This is a genomic window from Zhihengliuella sp. (assembly GCF_031178195.1).
Lineage (GTDB): Bacteria > Actinomycetota > Actinomycetes > Actinomycetales > Micrococcaceae > Zhihengliuella.
On sequence record NZ_JAPSJL010000001.1, the window covers coordinates 412,101 to 432,643 of the forward strand.

At 71.9% G+C, this 20,543-nt stretch carries 16 protein-coding genes and 2 riboswitches; of the genes, 6 read left to right on the forward strand and 10 right to left on the reverse strand.

Annotated elements, in window-relative coordinates:
* Nucleotides 1-33: 33 nt before the first annotated feature.
* A complete protein-coding gene (locus RIN46_RS01770; RefSeq protein WP_309081440.1) occupies nt 34-2,715 on the reverse strand; it encodes an ATP-dependent DNA ligase in 2,682 nt (893 codons plus the stop codon).
* Between the two features lie 206 nt (nt 2,716-2,921).
* Here RIN46_RS01770 and RIN46_RS01775 point away from each other — a divergent pair, with 206 nt between their 5' ends.
* From RIN46_RS01775 to RIN46_RS01785, 3 genes are read left to right on the forward strand one after another with little or no spacing between them, the layout of a single operon-like run.
* Nucleotides 2,922-4,073, forward strand: a complete 1,152-nt coding sequence (locus RIN46_RS01775; protein WP_309081439.1) for a Ku protein — start codon at nt 2,922-2,924, stop codon at nt 4,071-4,073.
* Nucleotides 4,074-5,090 (forward strand): DNA topoisomerase IB, encoded by a 1,017-nt coding sequence (locus tag RIN46_RS01780; protein WP_309081438.1) that lies wholly within the window; start codon nt 4,074-4,076, stop codon nt 5,088-5,090. It begins immediately after the preceding gene.
* On the forward strand, nt 5,087-6,268 hold the full coding sequence (locus RIN46_RS01785; RefSeq protein WP_309081437.1) for a PQQ-dependent sugar dehydrogenase: 1,182 nt from the start codon (nt 5,087-5,089) through the stop codon (nt 6,266-6,268). Before RIN46_RS01780 ends, RIN46_RS01785 begins: the two co-directional genes overlap by 4 nt.
* A 96-nt stretch (nt 6,269-6,364) precedes the next feature.
* Here RIN46_RS01785 and RIN46_RS01790 read toward each other — a convergent pair whose 3' ends face one another.
* The gene (locus RIN46_RS01790) at nt 6,365-7,927 is read right to left on the reverse strand and encodes a mannitol dehydrogenase family protein (RefSeq protein ID WP_309081436.1); all 1,563 of its coding nucleotides are present in this window, start codon (nt 7,925-7,927) and stop codon (nt 6,365-6,367) included.
* A gap of 306 nt (nt 7,928-8,233) precedes the next feature.
* Between RIN46_RS01790 and RIN46_RS01795 the strand changes: the two genes are divergently transcribed.
* Nucleotides 8,234-8,617 carry a hypothetical protein gene (locus tag RIN46_RS01795; RefSeq protein WP_309081435.1) on the forward strand — a complete coding sequence of 128 codons (384 nt, stop codon included), beginning with the start codon at nt 8,234-8,236 and terminating at the stop codon, nt 8,615-8,617.
* A gap of 226 nt (nt 8,618-8,843) precedes the next feature.
* On the opposite strand, the gene RIN46_RS01800 is transcribed toward RIN46_RS01795, so the two are convergent.
* From RIN46_RS01800 to RIN46_RS01830, 7 genes are all read right to left on the reverse strand, one after another.
* Entirely contained in the window at nt 8,844-9,725 is an 882-nt protein-coding gene (locus RIN46_RS01800) for a MetQ/NlpA family ABC transporter substrate-binding protein (protein ID WP_309081434.1), read from the reverse strand.
* Nucleotides 9,722-11,002 carry an acyl-CoA dehydrogenase family protein gene (locus RIN46_RS01805; protein ID WP_309081433.1) on the reverse strand — a complete coding sequence of 427 codons (1,281 nt, stop codon included), beginning with the start codon at nt 11,000-11,002 and terminating at the stop codon, nt 9,722-9,724. Before RIN46_RS01805 ends, RIN46_RS01800 begins: the two co-directional genes overlap by 4 nt.
* On the reverse strand, nt 10,999-12,447 hold the full coding sequence (locus tag RIN46_RS01810; protein WP_309081432.1) for an LLM class flavin-dependent oxidoreductase: 1,449 nt from the start codon (nt 12,445-12,447) through the stop codon (nt 10,999-11,001). The genes RIN46_RS01805 and RIN46_RS01810 overlap by 4 nt, the downstream gene beginning before the upstream one ends.
* A 104-nt stretch (nt 12,448-12,551) precedes the next feature.
* Nucleotides 12,552-13,259 carry a methionine ABC transporter permease gene (locus RIN46_RS01815; protein WP_309081431.1) on the reverse strand — a complete coding sequence of 236 codons (708 nt, stop codon included), beginning with the start codon at nt 13,257-13,259 and terminating at the stop codon, nt 12,552-12,554.
* Nucleotides 13,252-14,088 carry an ATP-binding cassette domain-containing protein gene (locus tag RIN46_RS01820; protein WP_309081430.1) on the reverse strand — a complete coding sequence of 279 codons (837 nt, stop codon included), beginning with the start codon at nt 14,086-14,088 and terminating at the stop codon, nt 13,252-13,254. Before RIN46_RS01820 ends, RIN46_RS01815 begins: the two co-directional genes overlap by 8 nt.
* 5 nt (nt 14,089-14,093) lie before the next feature.
* A riboswitch (SAM riboswitch) is annotated at nt 14,094-14,204 on the reverse strand.
* A gap of 165 nt (nt 14,205-14,369) precedes the next feature.
* A complete protein-coding gene (locus tag RIN46_RS01825) occupies nt 14,370-15,620 on the reverse strand; it encodes an acyl-CoA dehydrogenase family protein (RefSeq protein ID WP_309081429.1) in 1,251 nt (416 codons plus the stop codon).
* A gap of 10 nt (nt 15,621-15,630) precedes the next feature.
* Nucleotides 15,631-15,749: riboswitch (SAM riboswitch) on the reverse strand.
* Nucleotides 15,750-15,884: 135 nt separating this feature from the next.
* Nucleotides 15,885-16,562 (reverse strand): hypothetical protein, encoded by a 678-nt coding sequence (locus RIN46_RS01830; protein WP_309081428.1) that lies wholly within the window; start codon nt 16,560-16,562, stop codon nt 15,885-15,887.
* A gap of 178 nt (nt 16,563-16,740) precedes the next feature.
* On the opposite strand from RIN46_RS01830, the gene RIN46_RS01835 reads away from it, so the two are divergent.
* The gene (locus RIN46_RS01835; RefSeq protein WP_309081427.1) at nt 16,741-17,520 is read left to right on the forward strand and encodes an AmiS/UreI family transporter; all 780 of its coding nucleotides are present in this window, start codon (nt 16,741-16,743) and stop codon (nt 17,518-17,520) included.
* A 43-nt stretch (nt 17,521-17,563) separates the two neighbouring features.
* Here the strand turns inward: RIN46_RS01835 and RIN46_RS01840 are convergent, their stop codons facing one another.
* Nucleotides 17,564-18,190 carry a hypothetical protein gene (locus RIN46_RS01840; RefSeq protein WP_309081426.1) on the reverse strand — a complete coding sequence of 209 codons (627 nt, stop codon included), beginning with the start codon at nt 18,188-18,190 and terminating at the stop codon, nt 17,564-17,566.
* 282 nt (nt 18,191-18,472) lie between these two features.
* Between RIN46_RS01840 and acs the strand changes: the two genes are divergently transcribed.
* A complete protein-coding gene (gene acs, locus RIN46_RS01845) occupies nt 18,473-20,539 on the forward strand; it encodes an acetate--CoA ligase (RefSeq protein WP_309081425.1) in 2,067 nt (688 codons plus the stop codon).
* Nucleotides 20,540-20,543 lie beyond the last annotated feature (4 nt).

A 20,543-nucleotide genomic window follows, 5' to 3' on the forward strand; every position in this document is an offset into this window, starting at 1 on the left:
CGGTGCCCGGGAGCCGGACCCCTCCAGCGGGCCTCACTCCTCCCAGACGACGTCGTCCGGGGCCTTGTCCGGGCGCCAGCCGCGCCAGACGGGATGGCGGAGCCGGCCGCCGCCGGTGACCTCCGAGTAGCGGACCTCGCCGACCAGCCGGGGCGTCACCCAGTGGGCGTCCCGGGCGTCCGCCCGCGGGACGTCGGCCGGCGGCGTCTTGCGCTCGAGCCGGCGCAGCTTCGCGGCGGCGTCCTCGAGGTCACGGTCGTCGAACCCCGTCCCGACGCGTCCCGCGTAGACGAGCTCGCCGTCCTCCGGCACGGCGACCAGGAGCGACCCGATGCTGGAGGCGCGCGAGCCGAGCCCGGTGCGCCAGCCGATGACCACGACCTCCTGGTGCTTCTCGTTCTTGATCTTGATCCAGTTCCGGCTGCGCCGACCGGGCTGGTAGGTGGAGTCGGCGCGCTTGGCGATGATCCCCTCGAGGCCCAGCTCCTGGCTGGACTCGATCGCGTCGTCGACGCCGCGGCGTCCGTCGGCCGTCGTCCTGCCGTCGTCGTCCCGGCTGGATCCGTGGGCCGGCGGCAGGTGGATGTGCCCGCCCTCCTCGACGGCCGCGAGGAGGGCCTCGCGCCGCTCGGTGTAGGGGTCGCGCATCAGGGCGCGGATGCCGCCGCCGTCGGGGACGCGGAGCGCGTCGAAGAGCATGAGGTGCACGGGGACCCGCTCTGCCGCGGCCTCGATCTCCTTCTTCTTCGTGAGCTTCATCCGGGTCTGCAGGAGCCCGAAGTCCGGGCGGTGGCCCGCGCCGAGCGCGACGATCTCGCCGTCGAGCACGGCCCCGTGGAGGTCCGCCCCGTCCTTGCCGAGTCCGGCGAGCTCTTGCAGCTCCGGATAGAGGGCGGACATGTCCCGTCCGTTCCGGCTGGTCAGCTGGACCTTCCCGTCGACGATGCCGACGATCGCGCGGACCCCGTCCCACTTCATCTCGAAGACCCAGTCGTCGTCCGGCGCGAGGTCGCCGACCCCGCCGGCGGTCGCGAGCATGGGCGCCGGGGGCTCCTCCAGCTCCTCGGTCCAGCGCGCATCGCCCTGCTGCGGCTTCGACGGGGCGGAGCTGCGCTGGGCCTCGCGCCGGGCCGCCCGGGCCCGCGGCGACCGCGGCTGGTCCTTCATGAGCTTCAGCAGCCAGTTGTCCTCGCCGCCCATGCCGGGCGCGTTGATGAGCGCGAAGCGCCGCGGCACCCCGCCGAGCCCGCCGTCGGGCCGGCCCGAGAGCACCGCGATGACCTCCTTGCCCTCGCGCCACTTCTCGATCTCGATGGTCCCGCTGTCCCAGATGGAGACCTGCCCGGCCCCGTACTCGCCCTTGGCGATCTCGCCCTCGAAGGTCGCGTACTCCATCGGATGGTCCTCGGTCTGGACGGCGAGGCGGTTCTCGTCCGTCTCCAGCGGCGGCCCCTTGGGCACGGCCCAGGAGACCAGGACGCCGGAGTGCTCCAGGCGGAAGTCGTAGTGCAGTCGCCGGGCGTGGTGCTCCTGGATGACGAAGATGGGCTCCTCCCCCTCGCGCGGGGCGGGCGATTCCTCGGGCACCGGCTCGCGGGTCTTCGTCGCGTCCCGTTTGGCGCGGTACTCGGCGAGCCGGTCCGCGGGCGCCGGCGCAGCGCCGCCGTCCTCCTTCTTCCCCGTCCGGCCCGCGGCGTCGCTGCCGCCGGGCTTCTTCGACTCCTTCGACTCCTTCGATCCATCGCTGGCGGACGACGGCTGCTCGGCGGCCTTCCGGCCGGCCTTCGGACCAGGCCCCTCGGTCTCCGAGGTGCCCTGCCAGCCCTGCTCGGCGATCGGATCCAGCCCGGACTCGACGCGCTCGAGCACGTCGAGGTAGTCCAACTGGGCGAGGTCCGGGCGCTGGATCTCCTTCCAGGTGCGCGGCGCCGCGACCATCGGCTGGGCCCGGCCGCGCAGGGAGTACGGGCAGACGGTGGTCTTGTTGCCGTTGTTCTGGCTCCAGTCCACCAGCACCTTGCCCTTGCGGAGCGTCTTCTTCATGTCGGAGACCACCAGGTCCGGGTGGTCGGCCTCGAGCGCCCGGGCGAGCTCGTGCGCGACGTCGGAGACCTGCTCCGTGGTGTAGGTCCCGTCGAGCGCCACGTACAGGTGGATGCCCTTGGATCCGGAGGTCACCGGGACCGCGGTGAGGTCCATGCCCTCGAGCAGCTCCCGGCACAGCACCGCCACCTCGGCGCACTCGGCGAGCCCGGCGCCCTCCCCCGGGTCCAGGTCCAGCACCATCCGGTCCGGGTTCCGCGGCGTCCCGTCCGGGGCGAACCGCCACTGCGGGACGTGGACCTCCAGCGCGGCCACCTGGCCGAACCAGGCGAGCACCGCGGGGTCGTTGGCCAGCGGGTACGTGTTCGTGTGGTCCTTGTGCTTGATGGCCGCGCGCGCGATCCAGTCCGGCGCCGAGTCCTCCAGGTCCTTGCGGAAGAAGACCTTGCCGGGCTTCTCCTCCGTCCCGACGCCGTCGACCCAGCGCTTGCGGGTGACGGGCCGCCACGCGGCCTGCGGGATGAGCACGTGGGCCACCCGCGCCAGGTAGTCCAGCACGTCCGCCTTGGTGGTCCCGGCCTCGGGGTAGAGGACCTTGTCCAGGTTGCTCACGCGCAGCCGCTGTCCGGCGACCTCCACCGTCTGCCGCTGCGATCCGCTCCGTCCCGCCATGCTCTCCTCCATCCCGTCGGCATCCGGCACCCCGCGCCCGGCAGTCCGTGCCGACGATCCGCGCCTGCCGTCCGCGCCAGCAATCCCCGGCCGACCAGGGCCGCAGGGCACCGCACTGCTCCCACCCTGTCCGTCGCGGGCGGACTTGGCCAGAGGACCCAGCGAATCCCTAGCCAACTCCAAAGGTCCGGTGGTTCACTGTGCCCATGAGGGCCATATGGACGGGCGCTGTCGCCTTCGGACTGGTCAACGTGCCGGTCAAGGTCTACGGCGCGACGACGGACCACGACATCCGCCTGCACCAGGTGCACGACGCCGATGGCGGGCGGATCCGCTACGAGCGCCGCTGCGAGGTCTGCGGGAAGAAGGTCGAGTACGAGGACATCGACAAGGCCTACGACGACGGCGACCGCACCGTGGTCCTCTCCGATGAGGACATCGAGTCGTTGCCGGCGGAGAAGAGCGACGAGATCGACGTCGTGCAGTTCGTCCCGAGCGACCAGATCGACCCACTGCTCATGGACAAGAGCTACTACCTGGAGCCGATGTCCAAGTCGCCCAAGGCCTACATCCTGCTGCGGCGCACGCTGGAGGCCAGCGACCTGACGGCGATCGTCCGGTTCTCCCTGCGCCGGCGCACCAATCTGGGCGCGCTGCGCGTGCGGGACAAGGTCCTGATCCTCCAGCAGCTGCGCTGGGCCGACGAGCTGCGCGAGGTGGACTTCCCCGCTACCCAGAGCAAGGCCAAGGTGAGCGACCAGGAGCTGAAGATGGCCGCCGCACTCGTCGACCAGTTCTCCGGCGACTTCACACCCGAGGACTATGTGGACGAGTACCAGGAGGAGCTGCAGGTCCTCATCGAGGAGAAGCTGGAGAAGGGCGACGCCCTGGACACGGACGCCACCTTCGGCGACGCCGAGGCCGCGCGCGAGGAGGCCGAGACCGACCGCGGCAACGTCGTCGACCTGATGGAGGCGCTCAAGCGCAGCGTCGAGACCAAGCGCGGCGGCGGTTCCCAGCGCACCTCCGCGGCTGACGCGGACGACGACGAGAGCGACGACGACACAGACGCAGACGCAGACGCAGACGAGAAGTCTGAGTCGTCGCGGAAGTCGGCCTCCTCCAAGAGCGGATCGAAGACCAAGGCGAGCGGGAGCAAGTCGAGCGGATCGAAGTCGTCGGCCAAGAAGTCGACGGCGAAGTCCGGGACCGCCAAGAAGTCCTCCGCGGCGAAAAAGTCCGGGACCGCCAAGAAGTCCTCCGCGGCGAAGAAGTCCGGGACCGCCAAGAAGTCGTCGGGCTCCTCCGGCCGCTCCTCCTCCGACAGCAGCAAAAAGACCACCAAGAAGAGCGCCTAGGTGAAGGCCGAGTCCCTGTCGCCCGCGGCCGACGGGCTGATCCACGTCGAGCCCGGGGAGGGCGGGATCCGCCGTCGTCGTTCCGGCCGGGGGTTCGCCTACTACTCGGCCAACGGGCGCAAGCTCGGGCCCGGGCAGCAGCTGGACCGGATCAAGGCGCTGGCCATTCCGCCGGCGTGGAACGACGTCTGGGTCTCCTCCCACCCCGAGGCCCACATCCAGGCGACCGGGGTGGACGACGCCGGCCGTCGCCAGTACCTCTACCACCCCGCCTGGCGCGAGCAGCGGGACGCCGAGAAGTTCACGCACTCGCTCGCCTTCGCGCGGCGGCTGCCCACTCTCCGGCGGGCCGTGACGCGGGACCTGCGCCAGTCCGACGACGGCCGGCGCCGGGCGCTGGCGGCCGCGGTCCGATTGATGGACCGCGCCGGTCTGCGGGTCGGCGGGGCCGAGTACGCGCAGGAGAATGGCTCGTTCGGCGCGTCCACGCTCCAGCGACGGCACGTGAGCGTCGAGGACGGGACGGTCCACCTGAGGTTCCGGGGCAAGTCCGGCAACGAGTGGGACGTGCGGATCGAGGACGAGCTGCTGCTGCAGTACTTCGAGTCCGTGCCGGCGGGGCCGCGTCCGGCACCGGCCCTCTGCTTCGCCGTCCCGCGCGACGGCGGGCGGGGCGGCCGCCGCTGGGCCTGCATCGACGCCGCCGCCATCAATGCGTACCTGGAGCGCATCGCCGGCCCGGGGTTCTCGGCCAAGGACTTCCGCACCTGGCAGGGCACCGTGGCGGCGGCACGCTCGCTGGCCCGCTCCTACCGCGCCGGCGACACGTCGCCGGCGGCGGTGGCCGCGGCGATGAAGGCGGCCGCCGAATGGCTCCACAACACGCCGGCCATCGCCCGGGACTCCTACGTCGATCCCCGCGTGGTCGAGCTGTTCGAACGCGGCCGGGTCGCCGACTTCTCCCAGCAGCCGGACCGCGCCGTCGTCGCACTCCTCGCCGAGGGCGAGAGCGCATGAGGACCCGCGCCACCGCGCGCGGCTCACGCGCCGTCCTGGTGCCCGCACTCGTCGTCGCGGCCGTGGCGGGCTGCACCGGCGCCACGGATCCGGCGGCCGAGCGGAGCGCCTCGCCCACGTCGGAGGGGCCCGCTTCGGGCCCGTCCGGCCTCGAGGCGGAACCCTCCGAGCTCGACGTCTCCACCGTCGCCTCCGGTCTCGACGCACCCTGGTCCATCGCGTTCCACGGTGACACGCCCCTGCTGAGCGAGCGGGACACGGGACGGATCCTGGAGCTCGCCGAGGACGGCGCCGCACGGGAGATCGGTGCGATCGCCGAGGCCGCACCGAGGGGCGAGGGCGGCCTCCTGGGAATCGCCGTCCGCGAGGACTACCTGTACGCGTATTTCACCGCACCGGACGAGAACCGGATCCAGCGGTACCCGTTGACCGGCGAGCCGGGCGCTCTGGGCCTCGGCGAACCGGAGCCCCTCCTCGGCGGGGCGGACGGCCTCGACGGGTTCGACGCGCCGGACGCCGCGAGCTACCACAACGGCGGACGGATCGTCTTCGGTCCGGACGGGATGCTCTACGCGACCGTCGGCGACGCGGGCGACGCCGCCAGTGCGCAGGATCGGGAGGACCTGAACGGCACGATTCTCCGCCTGACGCCCGACGGCGGGGTGCCCGAGGACAATCCCTTCGAGGGCTCCCCGGTGTACAGCTACGGGCACCGGAACCCGCAGGGCCTCGCGTGGGACGAGGAGGGCACGCTCTACTCCAGCGAGTTCGGGCAGAACACGTGGGACGAGCTCAATGTGATCGAACCCGGCGGGAACTACGGCTGGCCCGAGGTCGAGGGCGTCGGCGGGGACGATCGGTTCATCGACCCGGTCCAGCAGTGGTCGCCCGCGGACGCGAGCCCGAGCGGCATGGCGATCGTCGGCGGCGGCCTCTGGATCGCCAACCTGCGCGGTGAGCGCCTCCGCGAGGTCCCACTGGAACAGCTGCCGCAGGAGGACGAGACGCAGGAGGACCTCGACGCCGCCACGGAGCACCTGGTCGGCGAGCACGGGCGCCTCCGCGATGCAGCCCGTGCGCCCGACGGATCGCTGTGGGTGCTCACGAACAACACGGACGGGCGCGGTACCCCCGGGCCCGACGACGATCGCCTCCTGCGCGTCGAGAGGACGCCCTAGTCAGACCGGCCAGGCAGTCGCCGCCGCTCATTCGGCCGCGGCCTGCCCGGTCGCCGGGGAGTCGAGGTCGCAGGCGCGGGCCACCCGGTCCACGGATCAGGCCAGGCCGGTCCAACCCGAGTCGCGGAGCGCCTCGAGCGTCGCGCGCGAACCCACCGTCTTGAAGCTCCGCAGCGCCGCGGCGTAGTGGCGCGCGAACTCCTCGCTCTCGACCAGTTCGCCGAACAGCTCGGCGTCGCGCAGGAACGCGAGCTCGTCGTCGTCCTGGCGCGCTGCCGCCGCCATCACCCGGTCCTTGAGCCGGTCCACGACGTCGATCGGCGCGGCGGCCTCGTCCACCCCCTCGGCGTAGCGGGCCCACGAGGCGACGATCGCCGCGCTCAGGGCGACGGACCGCCCGGCGGACGCGCCGCCGTCGTGCAGGTTTTGGACGATCACCGGGACCAGCCACGTGGGGATGCGGTCCGAGGACTCGGCGCAGAGCCGGGCGAGGGTGTCGCGGACCTGCTCGTTGGAGAACCGCTCGAGGAGCTTGGCCTGATAGGCGGCGAGGTCGATGCCGGGGACCGGTTTGAGGGTCGGCTCGGCCTCGCGTCGCATGTACTGCGCGAAGAACTCGGCGAACAGCGGGTCCTGCGCGGCCTCGTGCGCGTAGCGGTAGCCGGCCAGGTAGCCGGTGTAGGCCATCGCCTGGTGCGTGGCGTTGAGCAGGCGCAGCTTCATGAGCTCGTACGGCTCGACGTCGTCCACGACCTGGACGCCGGCCTCCTCGAACGGCGGGCGGCCGGCCGGGAAGTCGTCCTCGAGCACCCACTGGATGTAGTCCTCGCAGACCACGGGCCAGCGGTCGGCGATGCCGTACTCGGCCTCGACGGCGGCGCGGTCGGCGTCCGTGGTGACCGGGGTGATGCGGTCCACCATGGAGTTCGGGAACGCGACGTGTTCGCCGATCCAGGCCCCGAGGTCCGGGTCCTTGAGCTCGGCGAAGGCGGTGAACACCGTGCGGGCCAGGTGCCCGTTGCCCTGGATGTTGTCGCAGCTCATCACGGTGAAGGGCGCCGTGCCCGCGGCACGACGGCGGCGCAGGGCCTCGGTGATGTAACCGAAGGTGGTGGTGGGGAACGCGCCGGCGCCGGAGTCCGCCGTGAAGTCCGCGGCGAGATCGGCTGCGACGGCGGGGGTCTCCGCGAGGAACTCGCCCGTGCGGGGGTTGTAGTTGTAGCCGCCCTCGGTGACGGTCAGGGAGACAATGCGGACCGCCGGATCCGTCAGCCGGGCGAGGACCGCCTCCGGCTGGTCCGGGGCGAAGAGGTACTCGGCGAGAGAGCCGACGACGCGTGCATCGCGACGGCCATCAGGAGACTTCTCGACCAGTGTGTAGAGGCCGTCCTGGGCCGTGAGCGCGTCGCGCATCGCGGCGTCGTGCGGCATCAGGCCCACGCCGCAGATCGCCCAGTCGAGGGCGAGACCGCCGTTCATCAGCCGGTCCAGGTAGAGCGCCTGATGGGCGCGGTGGAAGCCGCCGACTCCGAAGTGGACGATCCCCACCCGCCGGGCCGAGAGATCGTAGCCGGGCACCTGCGCGCCGCCGGTGGAGGCGGCATCGAGCGTCCGGAGCGAGAGGTCGACGGCGGAGTGCGCCGCACGGGGTTCGTTCATGACTGACTCCGCTCGTCTGTTGGGCGCGGCCGCCGCCCCGCACCGGGCGATTCGCGCCGGGCCGGACAACCCCGATGGGTGGTGCGGCGCACCTTCGTGGACCCAGTCTAACATTTGAGCGCATGGTGAGCATCATATGAGCAGGCCGGCTTCCCGGCGGGTCAGCTCTGGACTTCCGGCCCCGCAGGTACTGGACTGGAACCACGACGACGGAGCGACCCGAGGCGATGAGGCACAGTGGCACACGAGACGCGGACACGGACAGGAACGGCCGGCGCGGTTGGCGCGGTTGGCGCGGTCCTCTGGTTGATCGCCGGACTGGTGATCGGGGCAGCCGTCTTCTACGCGGGCAACTGGGGCTACTCCCTCATCTTCTGGTCTGGGGCCTCCGTCACCGCGCTGCTCCTCGGCGGCGGACTGATCCTGCTGGCGCTGCTGATCGCCGCCCTGCTGGCCGGCTGGTCGCGGGCCGCCGCGGTCGGGCTCCTCGTCTGCCTCGGCGCCCTCGCCATCGCCGGCGCCGTACCGCGACTGCTCGGACTGCCCCTGGCCTTCTCCAGCCTCGGGCTGTTCCCGAGCTTCGCCCAACTCGTCGACGCCGCCCGGATGAGCCCCATGACCTTCCTGCTGATCGGCCTGGCGGCGGGAGCGCTCATCCCCCGGCGGAGGCGGGGCGCCCGGTCCGAGTGACCGCCGGCCGACGCACGGGGACCTCTGGAGCGGCGGGGAGGTGCACGGTTCCCCGTTTCGGCAGAGCGGAAGGGCCAGCTACCAAGCTCAGGCTTTGTCGACCGCCGCGGCCCCGGCCCCAAAAGGGGGAGGCGTGCACGGTCCGCCCGCGTTCTCGCCGGGAGGACGGCTGCGGGCCACGCCCACCGGGGTGGACGCGGCCCGCACGGCGCTTCAAGCGTTCAGGTCAGCCCTTCGGCTTCCACTGCTCGAAGTCCGCGGCCACGTCGCGGTCCCACGGGGTCTCCAGGGCGCCGTCGATGTAGTCGTCGAACCACGCCTCGACCTCCGGCGACTGGAGTGCGGCCTGCAGGGCCTTGCCCTTCTCGGACTCGGCGAACCCGGGCTGCCCGGCGACCAGGCAGATGTACGGCAGCGCCTCCTCGATCGACTCGAACGCGAGGGCGTCGGCCGGCGTGTGGCCGATCTCGGCGGCCAGGCGGACGAACATGAACCCGGCGTCGACGTCCGGCAGCGTGGTGGCGAGCGACTGCTGGTCGACCTCGACGAACTCGAAGTTCTTCGGGTTCGCGGTGATGTCTCGCTGGGACAGCTCGATGACCGACTTCGACTCGTCGACCTCGATCAGTCCCTCCTGCGCCAGCAGCTTCAGGCCTCGGCCGTTGTTGGACGGGTCCACCGGCAGGGCGATCTGCGCGCCGTCCGGCAGCTCGTCGAGGGAGGCGTACTTGTCGCTCCAGATGCCCGCCGGCGACGAGTACACGTAGAAGCTCGCCTCGAGCTCCAGGTTGTTGTCCGCCGCGAACTGCTCCAGGTAGGCCCCGTGCTGGAAGAAGTTCGCGTCGTACTCGCCGTTGGCGACGGCGATGTTCGGCTGGACGATGTCCGTGACGAACGTCGGCTTCAGCTCCCAGCCCTCCTCGGCCAGCAGCTCCTTCGCGATGTTCAGCGGCTCCTGGTAGGGCGCGGACTCGGTGGCGATGATGGTGATGGTCTTGTCCTCGGCGGCGCCGGCCAGGCCACAGCCCGTCGTCGCGGCGAGCCCGGCGATCGCCGCGGTCGCGGCCAGTCCGCGGAGGGCGGTGCGGCGGGTGATGTCGAAGGTCATGCGTTCTCCTTGAGTTCCTCGGATGCGAGTGGTGATGCGGTGGAACCGCCGCGGACGGCGTCGCCGATGGCGCTGAGCCCCTCCGGCGTGGTCCCGTTGATGTAGTAGTCCCCGAGCGAACGCGCTCGGAAGGCGATGGGGTTATGCGTGGCGACGGTCTGGGCGTTGCGCCAGTGCCGGTCCAGCCCCTTGGCGGAGCTCGTCGCCGAGGCGCCGACGGTCTGGAACAGGGCCTGGGCCGCGCCGAGCGCCAGATCGGGCACGCTGACGTGCGCCGCCTCCACCGCGAGCTCTGCCGCGTACGCCTCGGCGGGCACGTCGCCCGGCTCGTTGGAGAAGCGGACCGCGCACGCGTCCCAGGCGGCGTCGAGTGCCCGCGCGGCCGCGACGACGGCGGCCTCGGCCGCGAACGCCTGCGCCGCGATCCGCCCGACCTCCGCCTGGATCAGCGGGTCCTCCCGGAACGGCACACCCGACCCGGTGTTGAAGGTGCGCTTCCGCCCGGCGACGAGCGCCGCGGCGTCGTCCCGGGCCGCCCGCGCGATGCCCGCCTGCACGGCGAGCAGGACCAGCTGGAAGAACGCCGCCTCGTGGACCGCCTCCTGGGTGCCCTTCACACGCGGCAGGACGTCGGCGTCGTCCACCGCGACGGCCTCGAACTCCGTGGTGCCGGTGCCGGTGAGGCGCTGGCCGAAGCCGTCCCAGTCGTCGTGCACGCGCACGCCGTCGGCGTCCACGCGCACGACGGCGAACTGCCGTTCCCCGGTCGACGCGCCGTCCGGCCCCGTCACCTGGGCGCTGACGCGCGTGTAGGTGGAGTAGATGGTGCCGGTGCAGTAGTACTTCTCGCCGGTCAGCCGCCAGACGCCGTCGGCGTCGCGGCGGAGCGAGGTGTTGAGCTCGCCGAGGGCGTTGCCGCCGCGCTCGGTGGATGCGTTGCCCACCGTCTCCCCCGCGACCAGCCGGGCGTACCAGCGGGTCCGGACGTCGTCGGGCTGCCAGAAGAGTGTCTCCGCGAACCCGAAGTGGGAGCGGTACAGGTGCCCCACGTTGGAGTCGGCGGCGGAGAGGTCCACGAGGAGGCGGATCACCGTCTCGAGGCTCGCGCCGTAGCCGCCGCGCTCGGTAGGGACGCGCAGGGCGCCGAAGCGCTCGGCGTCGAGCCAGGCGACCGGCTCGACGGGCAGGACCCGCTCGCGGTCGCGGTCCCAGGCGCCCGCGGCGATGCGGGCGAAGACGGGCGCGAAACGCTCGCGCAGGATCTCGTAGGTGCTCATGCGTTCGCTCCCTCCGGCACGGCGGCCGCGGTCGGGTCGGCCGGCGCGGCGGCCGAGTTCAGGTCGGTGCCGCGTCCGCGGAAGGCCGCCGCGGGGTGCGAGGCCTCGACGCGGGCGCCGCGGCCGAAGACCTTCTCCCGCAGCGTGCCGGGCGCGTACTCGGTCTGTGCGAGGCCGCGGCGGCGCAGCTCCGGCAGCAGGCCCTCGATGAAGTCCGTGTAGGAGTCCGGGAGGACCTGGTTCATGACGTTCACGCCGTCGATCCCGGCGTCCTGCCACTGCTCCAGGCGGTCGGCGATCTGCTCCGGCGTGCCGGCGATCTGCTGGCCGAACGCCCGGGCGCGGGCGATCTCGCGCAGCGACGGGTTGCCGTCCGGGGCGAGCCGCCGCAGCGTCTCCAGGTGGCCCTGCGTGCCCTCGGTCTGCACGGAGCCGGCGCCGAGATCGTCCAACCGCGCGTCGAGGTCGTGCCCGCCCAGGTCGACGCCGAGGCCGCCGCCGATGTGCGCCAGGATGTACTCCAGGTCCAGGGACTCCTCGAGGCTCTCCTGCTTCCGGCGCGCCTCCTCCTCCGTGCCGCCGATGACGAACGAGAGGCCGGCGAAGACCTTCACGTCGTCGGCCACCCGCCCGGCGGCGACGGCCTGCTCGCGCACCAGGGCGCTGTTGCGAGCCGCGCTCTCCGGCGACGGGGCGAAGATGAACGTGGCCTCCGCATGGCGGCCGGCGAACGCCCGCCCGCGCGGTGACGATCCGGCCTGGAACAGGAACGGCGTCCGCTGCGGGCTCGGCTCCACCAGGTGGGGACCGTCGATACTGTAGCGCTCACCGCGGTGGTTGATGCGGCGCACCTTGGCCGGGTCCGCGTAGCGGCCGGCCGCCTTGTCGGCGAGGACGGCGTCGTCGTCCCACGAGCCCTCCCACAGCGCGTAGACCGCCTCGGCGTACTCCTCGGCCCAGGCGTAGCGCTCGTCGTGCTTCTCGAGCTCGCCGGCCCCGAAGTTCCGGTGCGCGTTCTCCAGGACGCTGGTGACGATGTTCCACGCGACGCGGCCGCCGGTGAGGTGGTCCAGGGTGGAGAGCTGCCGGGCGAACTGGAACGGCTCGGCCTGGATGATGGAGCTGGTCAGGGCCAGGCCGATGTCCTCGGTCGCGCCGGCGAGGGCGGAGGCGAGGACCAGCGGATCGTTCGCTGGCACCTGCAGGCCCTTCTCGACGTGGCGGTGCCACCCGCCGTCGTACTGGCCGTAGAGGCCGGCGACGTCGGCGAAGAACAGCGCGTCGAACTTGGCGTCCTCGAGCTGGCGGGCCAGGCCGGTCCAGAGGGACAGCTCGTTGAAGCGGTGCTGCTGGGCCTCGGGGCGGCGCCAGTGGCCGCCGAGGATGTGGTTGGGGGTGTTCATCAGGAACGCGCTGAGGAGCAGGCGCGGACGGGGCGAGGGCATGGGTGTCCTTAGGCAGTGGGGACGGACGGGACGCGGTGTGGTGCTGCGGGTGGCTCGACGGCGTCGGGCACGACGGCGGTCGCCGGCCCGCGGTGCGGGTGCGGCTAGCGCTTGTCGAGCACTCGGGCCAGGCGGGTGCCGCCGATCTGGACGACCTGCACGAGGGCGATCATCAGGACGATCGCGGCGAGCATGACGACGGTCTCGTAGCGGTAGTAGCCGTACCGGATGGCGAAGTCGCCGATGCCTCCGCCGCCCACCAGGCCCGCCATGGCCGAGTAGCTGATGAAGCTCACGGTCATGATGGTGATGGAACCGATCAGCGCCGGGCGGGCCTCCACCAGGAGCACGTCCCGGACGATCTGCCCGCGCGTGGCGCCCATGGCCCGGGCGGCCTCCACCACGCCGCTGCCGAGCTGCGTGAGGTTCTGCTCCACGAAGCGGGCGAAGTACGGGATGGCGTTGATGGTCAGCGGGACGATCACCGCCGCGGTGCCGATGGTGGTGCCGACGATGAACCGCGTGATCGGGATGATGGCGATCAGCAGGATCAGGAACGGGAAGGACCGGATGGTGTTGACCAGCGAGTCGACGATCCGGTGCGCCCGCGGCCGCGGCTTCAGGCCCACCGGCGAGGCCGAGTAGAGCCACACGCCCAGTGGCGTGCCGAGCAGGATCGCCAGCGGGATCGCGACGAGGAGCATGACGAAGGTCTGCCCCATCGCGACGCCGATCTCCGGCAGCAGTTCGATGATGCGGTCCAGGCCGAGCCCGGACTCGCTGCCCGTGGTGGGCGCGGAGGCGCTAAGCATGGGCGAGCTCCTTCCCGTCGCGGCCGCGGAGCGGTGCCCCGGAGGCCGGGTCGCGGCGGCCGGCGAGCGGCGTGCGGTCCAGGTGGATCTCCTCGTCGAGGAGGTAGCGTCCGATCTCGGTGCCCGGCTCGAACGTGCCCGCGGCGAGGTCGGCGACGTCGAACCGCTCCACGACGGCGCCGTTCTCCATGACGGCGACGTTGTCGGCGATGGCCTTCACGACGTTCAGCTCGTGGGTGACCACCACCGTGGTGATGCCGAGACTCTGGTTGATGTCGGCGATGTACTGCAGGACGGAGGCGGTGGTCCGCGGGTCGACGGCGGACGTCGGCTCGTCGCAGAGCAGCACCTTCGGGTGGGTGACCAGGGCGCGGGCGATGGCGACGCGCTGCTTCTGCCCGCCGGAGAGCTGGGCCGGGTAGCTCGTGGACTTCTCGGCGAGGTCCACGATCTCCAGGGCCTCCTGCGCACGCCGACGGCGCTCGGCCTTCTCGATCCCCGCGAACTTCAGCGACAGCTCGACGTTCTGCAGGGCCGTGCGGTTGTTGAGCAGGTTGAAGTGCTGGAAGATCATGCCGATCTGGTGGCGCTCCCGGCGGAGCCGCTCGTCGTCCAGGGCGGTGAGGTCGACGCCGTCGAGCACCACCTGGCCGCGCGTGGGGCGCTCGAGCAGGTTAATGTTGCGCAGCAGCGTGGACTTGCCCGCCCCGGAGAACCCGATGATCCCCTGGATCGAACCGGCCGGGATCTCGAGGCTGACGTCGTTCACCGCGGTGAAGTCGCCGTCCTTCCCCCGGAAGGTGGTGGACACGTTGCGAAGACTGATCATGCTCTCCTCCATCGGTTCTGGCGTTAGCACCGTTGCCGGTCCGCCCGTGGAGGGCGGCGACCGGGTGGTTGCTGCGGCGTCGTCGAGCCAGATCTCTCGGCCGCTCTGGATGGTTGTTTCGCGAAGATTCTCGTGGCGCGGGGCTCGCGATGACCCGTTGCCTCCACTGAATCGTGTGACGCTCCCTCGACACAAAACACCGGACTCCGGAAGTCACCCGGCGACCCCGGCGCCGTCACATGACAGCTTGTGAAGCCTGCATGACGTTCTGTGACGCGGCCTCAGGCGTAGGACTCGGGGACGTCGCCCGCGGAGTCGTGCGTCACCGGGGCCCGACCGTTGACCTCGTAGTCGCCCACGATCCGGGCGCGGTAGATCGCCGGGTTGTGCGTGGCGATGGTGCGCGCATTGCGCCAGTGCCGGTCGAAGTTGCAGCTCGTGGAGGTCGACGACGCGCCGAGGCCGTCGAACATCTTGGACGCGGCGGCGAGCACCAGCGGCTGCACGGCCGTGTGGGCGCGGTTCGCGGTCAGCTCGCAGACCAGGTGGCGCTCGTCCTCGCTGAGCCCCTCGTCGGCGAGCAGGGCCTCGACCTCGGCGACGGCCGCCAGGACGATCGACTCGACGGCGAGGACCTGCCCGGAGATCTCGCCGATGAGCTGCAGCACCTGCGGCTCGTCGCGCAGCGGAACACCGGTGCCGGTGGTGAAGTTGCGCGTGCGGGCCTGGACGGCGAGCCGCGCGTCGGCCAGGACGGCCCGCGTGATGCCGGCCTGCACCGCCAGCAGCACCAGCTGGAACACCGTGGACTCGACGTGCTCGAACTGGTCCACCGGCACGATCAGCGTGTCGACGGGGACCGTATCGAACTCGGTGGACCCGGTGCCGGTGAGCTGCTGGCCGAATCCATCCCAGTCGTCGTACATCCTCACGCCGCTGTGCTGGGTGGAGACGACGGCGAGGTGCCGGCCGGGGCGCTGCGGGTGCGTCGCGGCCACCACGGTCCAGTCGGCGAAGATCGTGCCGGTGCAGTAGTACTTGGTCCCGGAGACGAAGACGCCGTACGGCGTGGCGCTGATGGCGGTGTTCCAGGTGCCCAGGGCGTTGCCGCCGCGCTCGGTGTAGGCGTTGCCGACGATCTGCCCCGCGACGACCCGGTTGATCCACTTCTCCCGGACAGCCGGATCCGGGTGCATCTGGATCTGCTCGACGAAGGCGATGTGGGCGCGCAGCAGGTGCGCGACCTGCGAGTCCGCCTCGGCGAGCTCGATGAGCAGGCGGAACGTGTCGAGGAGGGAGGCACCGAAGCCGCCGTGTTCCTGCGGGATCCGCAGCGCGCCGAACCGGGCCGCGTTGAGCCAGCCGACCTGCTCGATCGGAAGCTGCCGCTCGGCGTCGCGCTGGCGGGCGCCCTCCGCGATGCGGGCGAAGACGGGGCGGAACACGCTGGCCAGATAGTCGTAGTGGTCGCCCACCGGGGTTCCGGGCGTGAGCTTGATGAGGTGCCGGGGCTCGCTGGCAACGTCGGTCATGAGAGATCTCCCTCCATCGGTCCTGGCGGTAGCACCTTCCCGTTCCCACGCGAGCCTGGACGGTTCGCGTTCGGGTGGGGGTTGCTGCGGCGTCGTCGAGCCAGATCTCTCAGCCGCTCTGGATGGTTAGTCGTTTACATTCCGCCACAGTCCGACGCATTCTGACAAACGCGCCCCGGCTCACGGCGTCATATTCACCGGTCGGCCGCCGTCCCGCGAGCCCCACGCCGACGCGGCCCAGCGAACCCGCCCAGCCTCCGCGCGCTACCCCTCGCCGTGCAGCGCCGTCCGAGTCCGGCGGCGCTGCAGGCCGGCCAGCAGGAACAGCGCCAGCGGCGGTACGGCGCGCGTCAGGGCCTCGACGACGGCGGCACCGAGCGGGATGCCCTGCGCCTCCAGCGACATACCGAAGGCCCCGACGGGGACCAGGAGGGCGGCCAGCGCGACGCCGGCGCCGATCGCGAGGAGCCGCCGTCGCACCAGCACCGCCCAGAGGACCAGCGGGACCGCGAGCTGCACCGTCAGCGACCCGAGCATGAAGAAGAGCACGGCTGCCACGACGGCGACCAGCACGGACACCCCGGCGACGAGCCGATACCCGGCAACCCGCGGATACCCGGTCCGCCGGGCCTGCCGCAGGGCTGCGATGGGGGCCAGCGTCGGCGCCAGCATCGCCAGGTAGACGAGCGCCACCCACCAGTACCCCGTCGTCCCGGCGAGCGCCGGCACCACCAGCTGGGGCACGTACGCGACGGCATGGATCCACAGCAGCGCCTCGGCGAAGCGCTCCGTCGGTCTCCGGGCTCCGTCGCGGCCGTCCGCCGCGCCGCCGGGCGTCCCGGACGGCGGCCGGGAGGATGCTCCCGACGACGCCGTCCCCGGGCTGGGCCCGCGCCCCGGGTTGGGTCCGCGCCCCGGGTCCCCCGATGGTCGACTGCTCATGCCTCCGAGTCTGCCGCCAGTCCGGCGGATTTCCCAGCTCCACGAGGGGGCGTCCGCAGCGCCGGCTCGTCTTCTGTGCACTTCCCCGGCCGCGGTGCCCCGGGTTGGCCTATGATCCTCGCAGGGGTACGGCGCGCTCGGTGCCGGAGTCCCTTCCACTGCTTCCCCGGGAGTTCTCATGTCCAGTGTCGGGCTTCTCTATGTCGGCGCGGTGCTCTGCGTCAACGGTCTGGTTCTGATCGGCCTCGTCCGCCCGCGCGGCGCAACCGTCCTCAACTTCCTCGTCGGCGCCCTGCAGGTGGTGTTCCCGACGATCCTGCTCAGCGGCGCCGGCGGCGATCCGGACGCGATCCTCGCGGCGTCCGGCCTGTACCTCTTCGGCTTCACCTACCTCTGGGTCGGCGCCATCAACACCTTCGACCTGCCCGCCGAGGGCTTCGGCTGGTTCAGCCTGTACGTGGCGATCGCCGCCGTCGTCTTCGGCGGGGCGGCCGTCGTCCTGCAGGCCGACCCGGTCTCGGCCGCCATGTGGTGGCTGTGGGCCGCCCTCTGGTTCCTCTTCTTCCTCCTCGACGGGTTCGGCCACACCTGGCTGCGCGTCCCGATCGGCTGGTTCGCGATCTTCTGCGGCATCGCCACGTGCACCCTCCCGGCTCTGCTCCAGCTCCTCGGGCTGTACGCGCCGTCGCCCGTCGCCGGCGCCGCCCTGGGACTGGTGGGCACCGCGGTTCTCGTCCTCGCCCTGACGCTGGGCCGGCGCTCGCTGCGGCCCCGGCGCATCGAGACCGACGCCGAACTCACCGGGGATCCCGAGGCCGCCGTCGCCCGCCCGGCGGCCTCGGCCCCCGCCCCAGCGGAAGGCCAGTCCGACGCGGAATCCGGCGCGGCCCGCCCGAGCGATGGCGTCTCAGAGCCGGGTCCGACGGAGATCGCCGCGCGGATCGTCACCCGGCGCTGACCTTCCCGCACTCCGCTCGCCGGGCCCGGACCTGCTCCTGGGCCTAGGCGTCGGCGTCGGCGGACGACGGCTCCGCTGCCGCCGCGTTCCGGCGGAACTGGAGAACCGCGAGCACGAGGAGCGCCGCCGGCGGCACGATCCGCACGGCCCAAGCCAGCGCCAGGCCGTTCAGCAGGAACAGGGGACCGTCGAGGGCTACCGTGACCTCGTAGAGGACCGTCGGCAGGGTGATGGCGGCGAAGGCGATCCCGGCCCCCACCATCAGCAATCGGTGCCGCAGGATGAGCGCCCAGGCGATGAGCTGAATGAGCCTGACGTCGTGCCCAGTCACCACCGTCAGCACCGTCGCCGCCACGGCGATGGCGCCCACTAGCCACGCCGCTCGACTGAGATGGGGGAAGCGGCGCGCCATGACCAATACCGCCGCCGCCGCGAGCAGCGGCACGGCGCTCAGGACCAGCGATGTCCAGAAACCCCAGGCCAGGAACTCCGGGGTCAACGTGGAGCTCTGGGGGACCATCATCCACGCGAGGCTCGGCAGATAGGCCACGCCGAAGATCACCAGCAGCCGCGCAACGAACGCGTCGTCCTGTGCGGTCGTCGGTGCGGGGAAGGACGGCGCGCCGCCCCTCTGCCCGTTCGTCGCGTCACTCAGCATCGGCTTCCCCATGGCCCGAGTCTGCCGCCAGTCGCCCGGGAAGACCACCCCGGTCCGGTCACGTTTCCGCCTCTTGTGCCACCCCCTGCGTCGCCTGCCCGTGCCGATAGCACCGACGTCATCACATTGTTGCGTGCGGCGTCACCGGTTTTGCCCGGTGCCGGATCGCGGCGTTTAGTGGTGGAGAACCCATCCCGAGCGGCCGAGAGATCTGACTCGACGACGCCGCAGCAACCACCGGGGACCGCGCACGCGGCCCGGACGGTGCTACCGCCAGGACCGATGGAGATGAGCATGAGCACTTCAGCCCCCCACGCCGTCGTACCCGAGAGCCTCGCCGACGGCCCCGCGTACCCACACGCCGCCCTGCCCCGCACGGACGCGGAGGCGGCCGAGCAGCAGTGGACCGAGTCCGAGCGACTGGCCCACTGGGACGCGGCGGCCCGCCGCCTCGACTGGGCCGAGCCGTGGCACACCACGCACACGTGGATCCCCGCGGACCCGGATGCCAGGCGCGGGCCGCAAATCACCTGGTTCGACGGCGGCCGGCTCAACGCCGCGGTCAACTGCACGGACCGCCATGTGGCGGCCGGGCGCGGAGACAAGGTCGCGCTGCATTTCGAGGGAGAGCCGGGCGATCGCCGCACCGTCACGTACGCCGAGCTCACCGAGCTGGTCTGCCAGGCCGCCAACGCGCTGGAGGAGCTCGGCGTCGGCCGGGGCGACCGTGTGGTGATCTACCTCCCGGTCCTCGTGGAGACGGTGGCCATCACCCTGGCGTGCGCCCGCATCGGCGCCATCCACTCGCTCGTCTTCGGCGGGTTCTCCGCCGAGGCGCTGAAGTTCCGCGTCGAGGACACCGGCGCCAAGCTCCTGGTCACCACGGACGGCCAGTTCCGCCGCGGCCGCGCGGTGCCTGTGAAGGAGAACGCCGACGCGGCCGTCGCCGGCGAGAACAGCATCGAGCACGTCCTCGTGATCGACCGCACCGGCCTCGCGGACGTCCCCTGGACGGAGGGCCGGGACGTCTGGTGGCACGACGTCGTCGACCGGCAGCCGCGCACCCACACGGCCGAGGCGTTCGATTCCGAGGCGCCCCTGTTCATCATGTACACCTCCGGCACCACGGGGAAGCCGAAGGGGCTGGTGCACACCACCGGCGGCTATCTGGTCAACGCCAGCTGGTCCCACGAGTTCCTCTTCTCCCACCCCGACCCCGCCCGACGCGAGCAGGACGTGCACTGGTGCACCGCCGACCTGGCCTGGGTCACCGCCCATACCTACGAGATCTACGGGCCGCTCTCCAACGGCGTCACGCAGGTGATCTACGAGGGCGTCCCGAACGCTCCCCACCCGGGCCGGCATTTCGAGATCATCGAGCGCTACGGCGTGACCAGCTACTACACCGCGCCCACCCTGGTCAGGTCCCTCATGGGCTGGTTCCCGGACGGCGTCCCCGCCGACTACGACCTCTCCTCCGTCCGCCTGGCCGGGACCGTCGGCGAGGCCGTGAACCCCGAGGCGTGGCGGTGGCTGCGCACCCAGGTGGGCCGCGACTCCCTGGTGCCGGGCGATCCGGCCGCCGGCATCCCCATGGTGGACACCTGGTGGCAGTCGGAGTCCGGGGCCACGGTCCTCTCGCCCCGCCCGACGGACCCCGCCTTCAAGCCGGGCTGCGGCACGCGGCCGCTCCCGGGCGTCGCCACGGACGTGGTGGACGACGACGGCCACCGGACCCCGCCGAACACCCAGGGCAGCATCGTGGTCACCCGGACAGGCCCCTCGATGGCGCGGACCGTGTGGGGCGACCCGGAGCGCTACTACGCGTCCTACTGGGAGAAGTTCGTGGAGCAGGGCTGGTTCCTCGCCGGCGACGGCGCCAAACTGGACGACGACGGCGACACCTGGATCCTCGGGCGGACCGACGACGCCCTCAACGTCTCCGGGCACCTGCTCTCGACCATCGAGATCGAGTCGGCGCTCGTCTCCCACCCCGCCGTCGTGGAGGCGGGCGTCTGCCCGACGGTCGATCCCACGACGGGGCAGGCCGCCACCGCCTTCGTGGTCCCCGTCGACAAGTCGCTCGTCGGCGGCCCCGGCTCGGGCACGACGGCGGCGGTCGACTCCCCGGCGCGACGGGCCCTGATCGAAGACCTCCGCGCGCATGTCGCCCGCGAGATCGGGCCGATCGCGAAGCCGCGCGACGTCGTGCTGGTCCCCGACGTGCCGAAGACCCGCTCCGGCAAGATCATGCGCCGGCTCCTGACGCAGCTGTTCGAGGGGACGCCGCTCGGCGACACCACCAGCCTGCAGAACGAGCCCTGCATCCCCGAGCTGCGGCGGATCTGCACCCCGGACTAGGACC

What these genes read in the sequence shown, in the direction of transcription:
- RIN46_RS01830 (WP_309081428.1), bottom strand. Translation starts at nt 16,562, where the DNA reads ATGAGCAGTCGACCATCGGGGGACCCGGGGCGCGGACCCAACCCGGGG.
- RIN46_RS01820 (WP_309081430.1), bottom strand. Translation starts at nt 14,088, where the DNA reads ATGATCAGTCTTCGCAACGTGTCCACCACCTTCCGGGGGAAGGACGGC.
- RIN46_RS01835 (WP_309081427.1), top strand. Translation starts at nt 16,741, where the DNA reads ATGTCCAGTGTCGGGCTTCTCTATGTCGGCGCGGTGCTCTGCGTCAAC.
- RIN46_RS01825 (WP_309081429.1), bottom strand. Translation starts at nt 15,620, where the DNA reads ATGACCGACGTTGCCAGCGAGCCCCGGCACCTCATCAAGCTCACGCCC.
- RIN46_RS01785 (WP_309081437.1), top strand. Translation starts at nt 5,087, where the DNA reads ATGAGGACCCGCGCCACCGCGCGCGGCTCACGCGCCGTCCTGGTGCCC.
- RIN46_RS01840 (WP_309081426.1), bottom strand. Translation starts at nt 18,190, where the DNA reads ATGGGGAAGCCGATGCTGAGTGACGCGACGAACGGGCAGAGGGGCGGC.
- RIN46_RS01790 (WP_309081436.1), bottom strand. Translation starts at nt 7,927, where the DNA reads ATGAACGAACCCCGTGCGGCGCACTCCGCCGTCGACCTCTCGCTCCGG.
- RIN46_RS01800 (WP_309081434.1), bottom strand. Translation starts at nt 9,725, where the DNA reads ATGACCTTCGACATCACCCGCCGCACCGCCCTCCGCGGACTGGCCGCG.
- RIN46_RS01770 (WP_309081440.1), bottom strand. Translation starts at nt 2,715, where the DNA reads ATGGCGGGACGGAGCGGATCGCAGCGGCAGACGGTGGAGGTCGCCGGA.
- acs (WP_309081425.1), top strand. Translation starts at nt 18,473, where the DNA reads ATGAGCACTTCAGCCCCCCACGCCGTCGTACCCGAGAGCCTCGCCGAC.
- RIN46_RS01805 (WP_309081433.1), bottom strand. Translation starts at nt 11,002, where the DNA reads ATGAGCACCTACGAGATCCTGCGCGAGCGTTTCGCGCCCGTCTTCGCC.
- RIN46_RS01815 (WP_309081431.1), bottom strand. Translation starts at nt 13,259, where the DNA reads ATGCTTAGCGCCTCCGCGCCCACCACGGGCAGCGAGTCCGGGCTCGGC.
- RIN46_RS01810 (WP_309081432.1), bottom strand. Translation starts at nt 12,447, where the DNA reads ATGCCCTCGCCCCGTCCGCGCCTGCTCCTCAGCGCGTTCCTGATGAAC.
- RIN46_RS01775 (WP_309081439.1), top strand. Translation starts at nt 2,922, where the DNA reads ATGAGGGCCATATGGACGGGCGCTGTCGCCTTCGGACTGGTCAACGTG.